Annotated in this window: 13 protein-coding genes and 1 pseudogene; 9 read left to right on the forward strand and 5 right to left on the reverse strand. The window is 59.5% G+C overall.

Annotated elements, in window-relative coordinates; all coding sequences use genetic code 11:
* The first annotated feature begins 49 nt into the window (after nt 1-49).
* The 9 genes from ACP7E3_RS28425 (at nt 50) to ACP7E3_RS28465 (ending at nt 9,540) form a co-directional block, all read left to right on the forward strand.
* Entirely contained in the window at nt 50-1,015 is a 966-nt protein-coding gene (locus ACP7E3_RS28425; RefSeq protein ID WP_046384991.1) for an ABC transporter substrate-binding protein, read from the forward strand.
* Between the two features lie 71 nt (nt 1,016-1,086).
* Nucleotides 1,087-1,938 (forward strand): ABC transporter permease, encoded by an 852-nt coding sequence (locus ACP7E3_RS28430; protein ID WP_046384990.1) that lies wholly within the window; start codon nt 1,087-1,089, stop codon nt 1,936-1,938.
* Entirely contained in the window at nt 1,935-2,759 is an 825-nt protein-coding gene (locus ACP7E3_RS28435; protein WP_079442670.1) for a quaternary amine ABC transporter ATP-binding protein, read from the forward strand. The genes ACP7E3_RS28430 and ACP7E3_RS28435 overlap by 4 nt, the downstream gene beginning before the upstream one ends.
* A gap of 136 nt (nt 2,760-2,895) precedes the next feature.
* Entirely contained in the window at nt 2,896-4,419 is a 1,524-nt protein-coding gene (locus ACP7E3_RS28440; RefSeq protein ID WP_046385361.1) for an HAL/PAL/TAL family ammonia-lyase, read from the forward strand.
* A 19-nt stretch (nt 4,420-4,438) separates the two neighbouring features.
* The gene (hutH, locus tag ACP7E3_RS28445) at nt 4,439-5,977 is read left to right on the forward strand and encodes a histidine ammonia-lyase (RefSeq protein ID WP_017849903.1); all 1,539 of its coding nucleotides are present in this window, start codon (nt 4,439-4,441) and stop codon (nt 5,975-5,977) included.
* Between the two features lie 144 nt (nt 5,978-6,121).
* The gene (gene hutI, locus ACP7E3_RS28450; protein WP_169881400.1) at nt 6,122-7,327 is read left to right on the forward strand and encodes an imidazolonepropionase; all 1,206 of its coding nucleotides are present in this window, start codon (nt 6,122-6,124) and stop codon (nt 7,325-7,327) included.
* Nucleotides 7,328-7,338: 11 nt separating this feature from the next.
* Nucleotides 7,339-8,139, forward strand: a complete 801-nt coding sequence (hutG, locus tag ACP7E3_RS28455) for an N-formylglutamate deformylase (protein WP_108526621.1) — start codon at nt 7,339-7,341, stop codon at nt 8,137-8,139.
* Nucleotides 8,140-8,326: 187 nt separating this feature from the next.
* Nucleotides 8,327-9,166: an RNase A-like domain-containing protein gene (locus ACP7E3_RS28460; protein WP_057003619.1), complete on the forward strand. Its 840-nt coding sequence runs from the start codon at nt 8,327-8,329 to the stop codon at nt 9,164-9,166.
* Between the two features lie 35 nt (nt 9,167-9,201).
* Nucleotides 9,202-9,540 (forward strand): hypothetical protein, encoded by a 339-nt coding sequence (locus ACP7E3_RS28465; protein ID WP_132849964.1) that lies wholly within the window; start codon nt 9,202-9,204, stop codon nt 9,538-9,540.
* A gap of 141 nt (nt 9,541-9,681) precedes the next feature.
* Here the strand turns inward: ACP7E3_RS28465 and ACP7E3_RS28470 are convergent, their stop codons facing one another.
* From ACP7E3_RS28470 to ACP7E3_RS28490, 5 genes and pseudogenes are all read right to left on the reverse strand, one after another.
* A complete protein-coding gene (locus tag ACP7E3_RS28470) occupies nt 9,682-9,873 on the reverse strand; it encodes a hypothetical protein (protein ID WP_132849963.1) in 192 nt (63 codons plus the stop codon).
* Entirely contained in the window at nt 9,863-10,282 is a 420-nt protein-coding gene (locus tag ACP7E3_RS28475; RefSeq protein WP_057003621.1) for a hypothetical protein, read from the reverse strand. Before ACP7E3_RS28475 ends, ACP7E3_RS28470 begins: the two co-directional genes overlap by 11 nt.
* A 385-nt stretch (nt 10,283-10,667) precedes the next feature.
* Nucleotides 10,668-10,834: pseudogene (locus ACP7E3_RS28480) on the reverse strand (RHS repeat-associated core domain-containing protein); the annotation flags it as partial.
* Nucleotides 10,833-11,240 (reverse strand): hypothetical protein, encoded by a 408-nt coding sequence (locus ACP7E3_RS28485; RefSeq protein ID WP_227778768.1) that lies wholly within the window; start codon nt 11,238-11,240, stop codon nt 10,833-10,835. The pseudogene ACP7E3_RS28480 and the gene ACP7E3_RS28485, both read right to left, overlap by 2 nt.
* A partial coding sequence (locus ACP7E3_RS28490) for an RHS repeat-associated core domain-containing protein (RefSeq protein ID WP_426125097.1) occupies nt 11,224-13,512 on the reverse strand: 2,289 nt, incomplete at its 5' end. The genes ACP7E3_RS28485 and ACP7E3_RS28490, both read right to left, overlap by 17 nt.

Consider the following 13,512-nt stretch of genomic DNA (forward strand, 5'->3'; position numbering starts at 1 on the left):
GATGCCTCTTGACTGCCGTAAGCCAACTCATGATTAGGAGCGTCACACAATGAAATCGAACAAGACCCTGCTGACCACATTGCTGTCCATGGGCTTGCTGGCAAGCGCCGGTGCCCAGGCGGCCGGTTGGTGCGAGTCCGGTAAACCGGTGAAATTCGCCGGCCTGAACTGGGAAAGCGGCATGTTGCTCACTGACATCCTGCAAACCGTTATGGAAAAGGGCTACGACTGCAAGACCGACAGCCTGCCGGGTAATTCGATCACCATGGAAAACGCCCTGAGCAGCAATGACATTCAAGTGTTTGCCGAAGAGTGGGTCGGCCGCAGCGAGGTGTGGAACAAGGCCGAGAAGGCCGGCAAGGTCGTCGGTGTCGGCGCGCCGATTGTCGGTGCGATCGAAGGCTGGTATGTGCCGCGTTACGTGATCGAAGGCGATGCCAAGCGCAAGCTGGAAGCCAAGGCGCCGGGCCTGAAAAACATCGCCGACCTGGCCAAGTACGCCGCGGTGTTCAAGGACCAGGAAGAGCCGTCCAAAGGCCGCTTCTATAATTGCCCGGCCGGCTGGACCTGCGAGCTGGACAACAGCGCGATGCTCAAGAGCTACGGCCTGGAGAGCAGCTACACCAACTTCCGTCCTGGCACCGGCCCGGCGCTGGATGCGGCGGTGCTGTCGAGCTACAAGCGCGGCGAGCCGATCCTGTTCTACTACTGGTCGCCAACGCCGCTGATGGGCCAGGTCGACCTGGTCAAGCTGGAAGAAAAACCCGGCGTGGATAAGAGCGTGAGCATCAAGGTCGGCCTGTCCAAGACCTTCCACGAACAGGCACCGGAACTGGTGGCCGTGCTGGAAAAGGTCAACCTGCCCATCGACCTGCTGAACCAGAACCTGGGGCGCATGGCCAAGGAGCGAATCGAGTCGCCGAAACTGGCGAAACTATTCCTCAAGGAACACCCTGAAATCTGGCACGCCTGGGTGAGCGAAGACGCCGCCAAGAAAATCGACGCGGCCTTGTAGGTCATGCGCGCCCGACTACCCTGAGGGGCAGCCGGGCGCCTGGCCACAACCCACTGGATCGAGAGCACGCTATGTTTCCTGAGAGTTTTACGTTTTCCATCGCCGACTGGGTCAACGGTTGGGTGGATTCGCTGGTGACCAACTACGGCGATGTGTTCCGGCACATCTCCGACACCCTGCTATGGGCCATCGTCAACCTCGAGGGCCTGCTGCGCGCCGCGCCCTGGTGGCTGATGCTGGCCATCGTCGGCGCCGTGGCCTGGCACGCCACGCGCAAGGTGGTGACTACCGCGGTGATCGTCGGCCTGTTGTTCCTGGTGGGCGCGGTCGGCCTGTGGGACAAACTGATGCAGACCCTGGCCCTGATGCTGGTCGCTACGCTGATCTCGGTGCTGATCGGCATTCCGCTGGGCATCCTGTCGGCGCGCAGCAATCGCCTGCGTTCGGTGTTGATGCCGCTGCTCGACATCATGCAAACCATGCCCAGCTTCGTGTACCTGATCCCGGTGCTGATGCTGTTCGGCCTGGGCAAGGTGCCGGCGATTTTCGCCACGGTGATCTACGCCGCGCCGCCGCTGATCCGCCTGACCGACCTGGGGATTCGCCAGGTCGACGGCGAAGTCATGGAAGCCATCAACGCCTTCGGCGCCAATCGCTGGCAACAGCTGTTCGGCGTGCAACTGCCGCTGGCGCTGCCGAGCATCATGGCTGGCATCAACCAGACCACCATGATGGCGTTGTCGATGGTGGTGATCGCCTCGATGATCGGCGCCCGCGGCCTGGGCGAAGATGTCCTTGTCGGCATCCAGACCCTCAACGTCGGCCGCGGCCTTGAAGCCGGGCTGGCCATCGTGATTCTCGCCGTGGTCATCGACCGCATCACCCAGGCCTATGGTCGTCCACGGCATGAGGCGAGCAAATGACTACTGTCAGCAAAATCGAAGTGAAAAACGTCTTCAAGATCTTCGGCAACCGCGCCAAGGACGCGCTGGCGCTGATCGGCCAGGGCAAGACCAAGGATCAGGTGCTGGCCGAGACCGGTTGCGTGGTCGGCGTCAACGACCTGTCCCTGAGCGTCGGCACCGGCGAGATCTTTGTGATCATGGGCCTGTCGGGCTCGGGGAAATCGACCCTGGTGCGCCACTTCAATCGCCTGATCGACCCCACCAGCGGCGCGATCCTGGTGGACGGCGAAGACATCCTGCAACTGGACATGCAAGCCCTGCGCGAATTCCGTCGACACAAGATCAGCATGGTGTTCCAGAGCTTCGGCCTGCTGCCCCACAAGAACGTGCTCGACAACGTCGCCTACGGCCTGAAAGTGCGCGGCGAAACCAAGCAGGTCTGCACCGAGCGCGCGCTGCACTGGATCGAAACCGTGGGCCTCAAAGGCTACGAAAACAAATACCCGCACCAGCTCTCCGGCGGCATGCGCCAGCGGGTCGGCCTGGCCCGCGCCCTCGCGGCAGACACCGACATCATCCTGATGGACGAAGCCTTCAGCGCCCTCGACCCGCTGATCCGCGCCGAGATGCAGGACCAGTTGCTCGAACTGCAAAAGACCCTGCACAAGACCATCGTGTTCATCACCCACGACCTCGACGAGGCGGTGCGTATCGGCAACCGCATTGCGATCCTCAAGGACGGCAAGCTGATCCAGGTCGGCACGCCGCGGGAGATTTTGCATTCGCCGGCGGATGAGTATGTGGATCGGTTCGTTCAGCGGCGGGCGGCGGTGGTTTGATCCGGATTATGTGGGGAGGCTGCTGGCCTCATCGGGAGCAAGCTCCCTCCCACAGGGGGATGCATTCCAAAGGTGGGAGGGGGCTTGCTCCCGATAGGGCCAGTAACGCTGCACAAGAACTCAAGAAGGTATGAAGATGTCCCAGGCAGCAAAAATCATCATCGCCGACACCCCCCTGCGCTGGCAGGACGTGGTCGCCGTGGCCCGCTTCGGCGCGGTGCTCGAACTCTCGGGCCAGGCTTGGGCGCGCATCGACAATGCCCAGGCCATTGTGCAGCGCATCGTCGCCAGCGGTGAGCGCGCCTACGGCGTGAACACCGGCCTGGGTGCGCTGTGCAATGTGCCGCTGGAGGGCGCGCAACTGAGCCAACTGTCGCGCAACACGCTGTTGAGCCACGCCTGTGGCGTCGGCCCGGTGCTCAGCGACGAACAGACCCGCGCGATCATCTGCGCGGCGATCATCAACTACAGCCACGGCAAATCCGGCCTGCATCCGCAGGTGGTGCATGCGCTGCTGGCGCTGCTCAACCACGGCATCACGCCGCAGGTGCCGTCCCAGGGTTCGGTGGGTTACCTGACCCATATGGCCCATGTCGGCGTGGCGTTGCTGGGGATTGGCGACGTGAGCTACCGCGGCCGGATCGTCCCGGCGCAACAGGCCCTGAGCGCAGAAGGCTTGCAGCCGGTGGTGCTCGGCGCCAAGGACGGCCTGTGCCTGGTCAACGGCACGCCGTGCATGACCGGCCTGAGCTGCCTGGCCCTGGCCGACGCCCATCAACTGTTGCAATGGGCCGACGTGATCGGCGCCATGAGTTTCGAGGCCCAGCGCGGCCAGATCGATGCCTTCGACGCCGAAATCATCGCCCTCAAACCGCACCCCGGCATGCAGCAGGTCGGTATCAACCTGCGTGCGTTGCTCGACGGCAGTGAAGTGATCGCCAGCAGCCAGGGCATCCGCACCCAGGACGCGCTGAGCATCCGCTCGATCCCGCAGATCCACGGCGCGGCGCGCGACCAGGTGGAACACGCGACCCGCCAGATCGAGACCGAACTCAACAGCGCCACCGACAACCCGCTGCTGCTCGGCACGCCGCACAGCTATCGCGTGGTGTCCCAGGCCAACCCGCACGGGCAGTCCGTGGCGCTGGCCGCTGATATGCTGGCGATTGCCATGGCCGAGATCGGCTCGGTCGCCGAACGTCGTCTGGACCGCCTGATCAACCCCCACGTCAGCGGCTTGCCGGCGTTTTTGGTGAGCGACCCGGGGGTCAACTCCGGGATGATGATCGTGCAGTACGTCGCCGCTTCCCTGTGCGCGCAGAACCGCCAGTTGGCGCAGCCGGCGGTGCTCGACAATTTCGTCACCTCGGGCCTGCAGGAAGATCACCTGAGCATGGGCACCAACGCCGCGCTCAAGCTGCACCAACTGTTGGCCAACGTTACCCAGATCCTCGCCATCGAGTACCTGCTGGCGGCCCAGGCCTTCGAGTTTCTCAAGGACCAGCGTTTCGGCGCGGGCACCGACCGCGCCTGGCGCTTGTTGCGTGAACAGGTCGCGCCTTACGCGCAAGACCGCTGGCTGGCGCCAGACATCGCGACCGCCGCCGCGTTGCTCAAGCACAGCGCTTTGCTGCAGCAGACTTTTCCCGAATTGCACTGAACAATAATTTCCAAGGAGCATGAATGTGACTGCGCTAACTCTGATTCCGGGCCAACTGAGCCTTGCCCAACTGCGGGCCATCTACCAGCAGCCGGTAACGATCAATCTGGATGACAGCGCCACTGCGCAGATCGACGCCAGTGTGGCCTGCGTGGAGCAGATTCTCGCCGAGAACCGCACCGCCTACGGCATCAACACCGGTTTCGGCCTGCTGGCCTCGACCCGCATCGCCAGCGAAGACCTGGAAAACCTCCAGCGTTCCCTGGTGCTGTCCCACGCCGCCGGCGTCGGTGAGCCGATCAGCGATGCGCTGGTGCGGCTGGTCATGGTGCTCAAGGTCAACAGCCTGAGCCGTGGGTTTTCCGGGATTCGCCGCCAGGTGATCGACGCGCTGATCGCGCTGATCAACGCCGAGGTGTACCCGCACATCCCGCTCAAAGGCTCGGTCGGTGCCTCCGGTGACTTGGCGCCCTTGGCCCATATGTCCCTGGTGCTGCTCGGCGAAGGCAAGGCGCGCTACCAAGGCGAATGGCTGGAGGCGACTGCTGCGCTGAAAATCGCCGGTCTCACCCCGCTGACCCTGGCCGCCAAGGAAGGCCTGGCGCTGCTCAACGGCACCCAGGTGTCCACAGCGTATGCGCTGCGGGGCTTGTTCGAGGGCGAGGATCTGTTCGCCGGTGCCCTCGCGTGCGGCAGCCTCACCGTGGAAGCGGTGCTGGGTTCGCGCTCGCCGTTCGATGCGCGCATTCACGCCGCGCGCGGCCAGCGTGGGCAGATCGATTCGGCGGCGGCTTACCGCGACCTGCTGGGCGAAAGCAGCCAGGTGTCGCAGTCGCACCAGAACTGCGACAAGGTGCAAGACCCTTATTCCCTGCGCTGCCAGCCACAAGTCATGGGCGCCTGCCTGACCCAGTTCCGCCAGGCCGCCGAGGTGCTGGTGATCGAGGCCAACGCGGTGTCGGATAACCCGCTGGTATTCGCCGCCGAAGGCGACGTGATCTCCGGCGGCAACTTCCACGCCGAACCGGTGGCCATGGCCGCCGACAACATGGCGCTGGCCATCGCTGAAATCGGCTCGCTGAGCGAGCGGCGTATTTCGTTGATGATGGACAAGCACATGTCGCAACTGCCGCCGTTCCTGGTGGGCAATGGCGGGGTGAACTCCGGTTTCATGATCGCCCAGGTGACCGCCGCGGCACTCGCCAGCGAAAACAAGGCACTCGCCCATCCCCACAGCGTCGACAGCCTGCCGACCTCGGCCAACCAGGAAGACCATGTGTCGATGGCTCCGGCTGCGGGCAAGCGCTTGTGGGAAATGGCTGAAAACGTTCGGGGCATCCTGGCGGTGGAATGGCTGGCGGCGTGCCAGGGCCTGGACCTGCGCGAAGGCCTGAAGACCTCGCCGAAGCTGGAAAAAGCGCGCGCTACCCTGCGTGGCAAAGTGGCGTTCTACGACAAAGACCGCTTCTTCGCCCCGGACATCATCGCCGCCACTGAACTGCTCGCCAGCCGCTGCCTGAATGAACTGGTGCCGGCCAAGTTGCTGCCGAGCCTTTGAAAAACCCTCCGCCCCTGTAGGAGCGAGCTTGCTCGCGAAGAACCCCCAGGCGCCGCGAGCTATCAAGTAGCACGCGTTATCGTTGAGGTTTTTCGCGAGCAAGCTCGCTCCTACAGGCAACAGCGACCACCTTGGGAGGCATTGATGAAAGTCCTTTGGCAACACTGCCACATCGCAACCATGGCCCACGGCAATTACTCGATCATCGAGGATGCCGCCCTGGTCACTGCCGGTTCGCTGATCGAGTGGATCGGCCCGCGCAGCGAAATGCCGGCTGCGGATTACGCCCAGGTGCATGACCTGCACGGCGCGTGGGTCACCCCCGGGCTGATCGACTGTCACACCCACACGGTGTTCGGCGGTAACCGCAGTGGTGAATTCGAGCAACGCCTTCAAGGCGTCAGCTACGCCGACATCGCCGCCCAGGGCGGCGGTATTGCCAGCACCGTGCGCGCCACCCGCGCCGCCAGCGAGGATGAACTGTTCGAAAGCGCCCACAAGCGCCTGCGCAGTTTGCTGCGCGACGGCGTGACCACGGTGGAGATCAAATCCGGCTACGGCCTCGACCTGGCCAACGAGCGCAAGTTGCTGCGGGTGATTCGGCGCCTCGGCGATGCGCTGCCGGTCAGCGTGCGCGCCACCTGCCTGGCCGCCCATGCGTTGCCGCCGGAGTACGAGGACCGCGCCGACGCCTACATCGATCACATCTGCAGCGAAATGCTCCCGGCCCTGGCCGCGGAAGGGCTGGTGGACGCGGTGGATGCGTTTTGCGAATACCTGGCGTTCTCGCCGGCGCAGGTGGAGCGTGTGTTCAAGGTCGCGCGGCAACTCGGCCTGCCGGTGAAGCTGCACGCCGAGCAACTGTCGTCGCTGCACGGTTCCAGCCTGGCCGCGCGTTACCAGGCGCTGTCGGCGGATCACCTGGAGTTCATGACCGAAGACGACGCCATCGCCATGGCCGCTGCCGGTACCGTCGCGGTGCTGCTGCCGGGCGCGTTCTACTTCCTGCGCGAAACCCAACTGCCGCCGATGGACGCCCTGCGCAAGCACGGGGTGAAGATCGCCATCGCCAGCGACCTCAACCCCGGTACTTCACCGGCCTTGTCGGTGCGCCTGATGCTGAACATGGCCTGCACCCTGTTCCGCATGACCCCGGAAGAAGCCCTTGCCGGCGCCACCCAACATGCCGCCACCGCGCTGGGCATGGGCGATACCCATGGCTCGCTGGAAGTGGGCAAGGTCGCCGACTTTGTCGCCTGGCAGATCGATCGTCCCGCCGACCTGGCCTACTGGCTGGGCGGCGAGCTTGAAAAACGCGTCGTGCGCCACGGCGTCGATGTCACTGTTTAAGGAGTCGCACTGTGGATAACGTTCTGAACTTCAAACAAGGCCGCGTGCCGCTGCTGATCAGCATGCCCCACGCCGGCCTGCGCCTGACGCCTGCCGTGCAGGCCGGGCTGATCCCCGAGGCACAAAGCCTGCCGGACACCGATTGGCATATCCCCACGCTGTATGACTTTGCCGAAGAACTCGGCGCCAGCACCCTGGCGGCGGAGTACTCGCGGTTTGTCATCGACCTGAACCGGCCCTCCGACGACACGCCGCTGTACGCCGGCGCCACCACTGGTTTGTACCCGTCGATCCTGTTCGATGGTGTGCCATTGTTCCGCGAAGGCCTGGCGCCATCCAGGGAAGAGCGCGCCACCTACCTCGAGCAGATCTGGATGCCGTATCACCGCACCCTGCAAGACGAACTGGCGCGGCTCAAGGCCGAATTCGGCTACGCACTGTTGTTCGACGCACATTCGATCCGCTCGGTGATCCCGCACCTGTTCGACGGCAAACTGCCGGACTTCAACCTCGGCACCTTCAACAACGCCGCCTGCGACCCTGGGCTGGCCAGCCAACTGGAAGCCATCTGCGCCGCGCATCCGCAGTACACCCATGTGCTCAACGGACGCTTCAAGGGCGGGCATATCACCCGGCATTACGGCAACCCGGCGCAGAACATTCATGCCGTGCAGTTGGAGTTGTGCCAGAGCACGTATATGGAAGAGTTCGAGCCGTTTCGTTATCGCGAGGATCTGGCGGGGCCGACGCGGGGGGTGTTGAAGCAGTTGTTGGACGGTTTTCTGGGGTGGGGGCAGAAGCGTTACTGCTGAAGTAGGTGGTCTATAGACGTATCGTAGGAACCAGGTGGTGCAATGGTTGCGGTCTCTCCTGGATAAAATGTAGGCGGTTTGCTACTGCCTACGTAGTCCGCGTCTTTATTAATAACGCGAGCGCTAAGGCATTAAAGCCTCTTGCTAATCTGCGTCCCCGCATCGTTGATAGCAAGGTAGGACTTAGGTGTCTCAAGAAGGAGAGTTTAGTGTTGTCATAAGCCAAGTGCAGATGGCAGCAATTTTGGAGCGTGAATCTTTGAGTGCCACTGAAATTGCGACTAATCGTATATTTGGAGGTTTGCGTATTGTTGGTGGGATTATCGAGTTGGGAGGAGCTGGCGTGCTCTGTGCAATACCCGAACCTACGATGATCACTAAGGTGGGATGTGCTGCCATGGGCATTCACGCTGCCGACCAATTGGCAGCGGGCAGCGCCCAATTGCTAACAGGCCTTACCGTTGACTCTTATGCCTATAAATCTGGTCAGGCAATGGCAAACGGCTTAGGCGCGTCTGCGCAAGTGGGGCAGGGGATGGGATTGGCTATGGAGTTCGCCGTTCCGCTCTCCGTTGCTAATCTCTACAACGCTTTCAGAGTTTCCTCCATCCGAGCAGGGCGGATGACACTGAACGTCAGTGAGCGACCGTTGCATGCACCTAAGAGTCTCGGGGGCGGACATGCCTATAGCGTTCATGTCGACAAGCCACTTGAGTTTTTGCAAAAGAGGGCGCTGAAAATGCCTGGGGCCGAGAGCATTTCCACGTTCGGTAATGCTGAGAAGGCAGAATGGGCTGTCAGTCAGGTATTGCAAAGGAACAAACTCAAAGTAATCTTCATGTCGAAAGTTAAGATGCGCTCAAGTGTATACACCCTTGAGGCGGATCTTGGTCAAATCGTGGGTTGGGGCATTCGCCCACGATCGCCTGCAACCGTCATTGAGATGACTAAAGTGCGAGTGGTCATAAAATATGCAGAATTCAACAATATGCCCATGTATATTTTGACGGCGTTCCCAATCCTTTGAGGCAGTCAATGGCTTACGGGTATCTAGAAAGCTTCATGTATGGTGAAGTGGCAGATGGCGTAGGCGCATGGCTCGTCGACGCCGAGTCAAACGTCGCGCCTACGGCGCTTTCGGATATTGTGAAGGGGTATGTTGATAGCCGATCACGCTTCGCATCTTTTATGCTCAAAAGAGATATTGGACGCTACCTGAAAGCAAACCTCACCGCTACGGGCCTGAAAAACGCCGCTCCGTTTGACTATGAGCTTTGCTTTTCCGAGCAGTATTTTGGCTGTAGTAATCAACAGTTCTTGCAGCAGGTCTCTCAGTTACTTGATGTAAATCTCAAGCGTACTAAGTGGCGAAACGTAAAACGTTTTTTGAAATGGCGCTGAGATGCCATGTTGATGATCTTGCTGCTTCTACGGTCAGACTTCGTCCGCTGCGAGAAGATGGGTTGTTGGAGCCTTCAGGGTCAGCCCCCTATCAACACGACCGGTGGCGTCGTAGTGAGGAGTTGGCGGTGTGGGTCTGGATCAGGTTGCGAGTTCGTCGTAGTGATGGTTTAGGTTGCCAGCGGCGCTTTGTTCGGTGAGCAGTTGGCCCAGTGGGTCGTAGACGTATTCGGTGCGGTCGTCATCGGTCATTTCTGAGTGAATTGTAGGACTGATCCCAAAGGCCGGTTGAGCCCCGGCCAGCGCGAGGGCGACCACGATTCTAAAAGTCATAAACCCAAAGCTCACTAAATACAAAGTCGAGATCAAAATGATCGGTCAACGAATCGAAGTCATCGTATTCCTCCGGCAGCGAGAGGCCTATGCCGTTGACTTGGTCAATTTGTACGAAACCCGCCCACGCCACTTGCTCTTTGGAGAGCCTTAGGACATCGGCTACAGTCATTCCCGGCCATAGCATATTTTCATAATTACCCTTGAAAGCAGTATTGCAAGAGATAGCAGAAATGACGCCATCGACGCCGTGATACGCCGTAATAAACCCGTTGTCGATGGTGAATGAATCGGGGCTGTTATGGGTTTTGTACTTATCTGACAGACGTGCTTGTACTTGTGTAATGCTTTCTCCAATGGCTATTCCGCCGATCGAAACTTTTGGCACTATTACGTTAGTCAAATTCATAACTATCTCTATTTCGGAGCATTCACTAATGCCCCGTCTACAAAAACTGGACTATCGACAATTTTTTCGTACTTTACAAAATCTGTTGGAACTACGCGTCCTTGGACTTCCCCATTCCGGTAGACTTTCCAGTAGCTGGGTTGGTGGACGCCTCCGCCCGGATGGTAGTCCAGGACATCCTTGTTTCCGGGTTTTGTCGTCCTAGTAACTTGGGTGTGCTGAGTCTTGTTGGTGTTCAAATTTGTGATGCTTTTGGTATAGCCTTTTTTCAATAACGACGCTTCAACTTGCTGTGTAGTGGTCACTGAGGCGTTTTGCCGGAAAGCTTGCTCGTCCATTTTTTAGAAATGTTTCTCCCTCTATTAAAGGCTTTAATGCAAGTTGGCCCGAGGGGGGCTACCCATTCGATTGGATTTTTGCATAGGCATAGAGGTTAATCCCCCCCATCAACCCAATCGGATCCGGCGTCGTAAACCGCCCCACATCCGGGTCATAAAACCTGAACGTATTGAAGTGCAACCCCGTCTCCCGATCCAGATACTGCCCCAGTCTAGACTTGTTTTTCTGTGTACATGTAAAATACATCTTCCGAGCAGTAGAATACTTTTCTCTTTTGATGTGCTTGGATTGGAGAAATTAATAACTCCCTCAATTCATCTGAATCTATGGCCTCAAAAATAAAATTCAACAAGTCGTCCTTTTTTGCTTTATACAACCTTCCTTTGAAGATTGTTTTTTTTCCTTTGCGTGCGGTTAAATTATGTGCCACGTAGTAGCAGTCCGAATTTAAATATGACTTCATATCTGCAAGCGAGTCGAAAATTTTTACCATATCCCCGTACAGTATCGGCTTTTGCATCATTGAGTAGATATCTTCCCTACTTTCGGTTGGGCCCAATTCCGACTTTATAAGTTTTTCAAAGCGATAGCTGTTTTTCATTTTAGTTTGGGATGTCATAAAAAATATGACCATCCCCTCCATTTTTATACCACTTGATGTGAGGTGTATCCCCGAAGCCGCCCTCTGGAGCCATATGCTGCTCGTAACCTTTTGGGTATTTTGCTACACCGTCGGCGCGGGCGCTTTGGGTATGAGCCTTGTAACGGTTCATATTGCCTTGCGATTCTTTCAAGAAAAATTTTGCATCTGAGCTTGATTTCACCTTAACTTGAAATTTCCCCCCATTTGCCATAGCCATCTTGCTATCTGCAACCGCTTGCTTCCACTCTTTTGAACCTTTAGTTAGTGCGTGCATCTGCGATGCTTTTTGATTCAGTTTTCCCTTGTAGGTACTGCACGCCAATCCTTTGGGATCGACCCACCCGAAAGGGTTCGGAGCATATTGATATAGATTCAATCCGCCCGCTAACCCGATCGGGTCAGGCGTGGTGAATCGTCCGATATCCGGATCATAAAACCTGAACGTGTTGTAGTGCAGCCCCGTCTCCCGATCCAGATACTGCCCCTGAAACCGCAGGTTCTGCTCTTCAATGTAGTAAGGCTCACGCACCTCTTCTGCCGTGTTCCCCCACACCCGATAAGTCGCCCGCCACACCGTTTCCCCATCAGCTTCCGTCAGTTGCTCCGGCAACCCATTCAAGTCGTTGTGGTAATAGCGCACGCTCTGGTGTTCGCCCACGCCATCAATCCGGGCCAGCGGCGTGTAGCCATCGTCCTCATAGAGATACAGGCTGGTTTGACTATGCCGATGCTCCTGCAGCAGGCGCAGGCCATCCCAGGTGAAGCGGGTTTCTCCCAGCGCATAACCCCGGCTGTCGTGTTCGGTTTTAGTGATGCGTCGACCGAGCGGGTCGTAGGTCATGTTCACAACCGTTTCTCGCTCGCCTTTTTGGCTGCGCACTTGGATCAAGCGGTGTTCAGCATCGTAGGCAAAGCGCTGTACGCCGCGTTTGGCGCTGCGCTTTTCGATCATTCGGCCGAAGCCGTCGTAGCGGTAACGCTTGTCCTGGTAGGTCAGCAGTTTGTTATGCACCACCAGCCCGGCGCCGGGTTGCGGGCCGTCGAGCAGGTTGGCGGCGGCGTCGTAGGCGAAGGTTTCGCGCTGACCTTGAGTGTTGTCCTGGGTAGCGATAATCCGGCCGGTGGCGTCGTAGTGCAGCAGTTCGAGGTGTTCGTCTTCCCGGCGGCTGATCAGGTTGTTGGCGGGGTCGTACTCGAAGTGCTTTTGCGCGGCCGCCGGCATCAACGAGGGCTGGCTGGCGTGGCGGCGCTGGCGGGCGCGCAGGCGGCCGCTGCGGTCGTATTCGCTGCGGGTGCTGAGTTGGCCTTGGGTGCGCAGCACTTCGCGGTGTAGACGGTCGCGTTCGAAGTCGCTGATGACGTGGCCGTCGAGGTTGATCTGGTGCAGGTGGCCGCTGCCGTAGTACAGGCGATTGAGCCAGCGGCCGTCGGGCAGTTGCGTTTGGATCAGGTTGCCGAGTTCGTCGTAGTGGTGGTGCAGAGTGCCCGCTGAACTCTGTTCGGCAAGCAACTGGCCAAGGGCGTCGTAAGCGAAACAAAGTGCCTGGGTATTGCCCTGCAAGTCGGTGAAGGTGACCGCTGTTAGCTGGTCTACCGCGTCGTAGCTGTAGTGGGTGCGGCCATCGTCGGTGGTCTTGGCAATCAACCGGCCAACCGCATCGCGCTCCAGCCGATGAATGATGGGGGCCGGTGGATCCTCGGGAACTATCGCCAAGCCATTGCCATAGGGCGCCGCAGCGGCGGTCACTGCCGTGATGTTATCCAGCCGGTCGTAGTCGTAGCGCTTGGCGCTGCCGTCAAGATCTTGTTGCTCGGTCAACCGATCCCCGGCATCCCAGGCAAACCGATAACGTTCGCCGTTCTCGTTGGTCAGCGCTTGCAGTCGCCCGTAGCTGTCATAGCCCAGTTGCACCTGTCGTCCATGGGCGTCGGTGCGCTGGCGTACCTGGCCGCGACGGTTGTGCTGGTAGAGCGTGGTGTGCCCGGCGGGATCGGTATAGCCCACCAACTGACCGCTGGCATCGCGCTGATATTGCTCGGTGCGCCCGTCCGGCAGTTGGCTGTTGAGTAAACGCCCGTTGGCGTCATAGCTGAATTGAGTGCGTTCGCCGAGGGCGTCGGTGATGACGTGCAAATAGCCGCGCTCGTCGTAGCGAAAGCGCGTGGGGTAGCCTGAGCAATCGACATGCTCGACCAGTTGCCCGAACGGGTTCCAGCGCAGCTTTTTACTTTTGCCGGTGGCGTCGAT

The sequence above is a fragment of the Pseudomonas sp. PSPC2-3 genome, from assembly GCF_049898265.1.
Taxonomy (GTDB): Bacteria; Pseudomonadota; Gammaproteobacteria; order Pseudomonadales; family Pseudomonadaceae; genus Aquipseudomonas; species Aquipseudomonas veronii.

Bases quoted from the DNA above. Each gene is read 5' to 3' on its own strand.
- ACP7E3_RS28440 (WP_046385361.1), top strand. From the start codon at position 2,896: ATGTCCCAGGCAGCAAAAATCATCATCGCCGACACCCCCCTGCGCTGG.
- ACP7E3_RS28485 (WP_227778768.1), bottom strand. From the start codon at position 11,240: ATGACATCCCAAACTAAAATGAAAAACAGCTATCGCTTTGAAAAACTT.
- ACP7E3_RS28475 (WP_057003621.1), bottom strand. From the start codon at position 10,282: ATGAATTTGACTAACGTAATAGTGCCAAAAGTTTCGATCGGCGGAATA.
- hutH (WP_017849903.1), top strand. From the start codon at position 4,439: ATGAATGTGACTGCGCTAACTCTGATTCCGGGCCAACTGAGCCTTGCC.
- ACP7E3_RS28465 (WP_132849964.1), top strand. From the start codon at position 9,202: ATGTATGGTGAAGTGGCAGATGGCGTAGGCGCATGGCTCGTCGACGCC.
- ACP7E3_RS28470 (WP_132849963.1), bottom strand. From the start codon at position 9,873: ATGACTTTTAGAATCGTGGTCGCCCTCGCGCTGGCCGGGGCTCAACCG.
- ACP7E3_RS28435 (WP_079442670.1), top strand. From the start codon at position 1,935: ATGACTACTGTCAGCAAAATCGAAGTGAAAAACGTCTTCAAGATCTTC.
- ACP7E3_RS28425 (WP_046384991.1), top strand. From the start codon at position 50: ATGAAATCGAACAAGACCCTGCTGACCACATTGCTGTCCATGGGCTTG.
- hutI (WP_169881400.1), top strand. From the start codon at position 6,122: ATGAAAGTCCTTTGGCAACACTGCCACATCGCAACCATGGCCCACGGC.
- ACP7E3_RS28430 (WP_046384990.1), top strand. From the start codon at position 1,087: ATGTTTCCTGAGAGTTTTACGTTTTCCATCGCCGACTGGGTCAACGGT.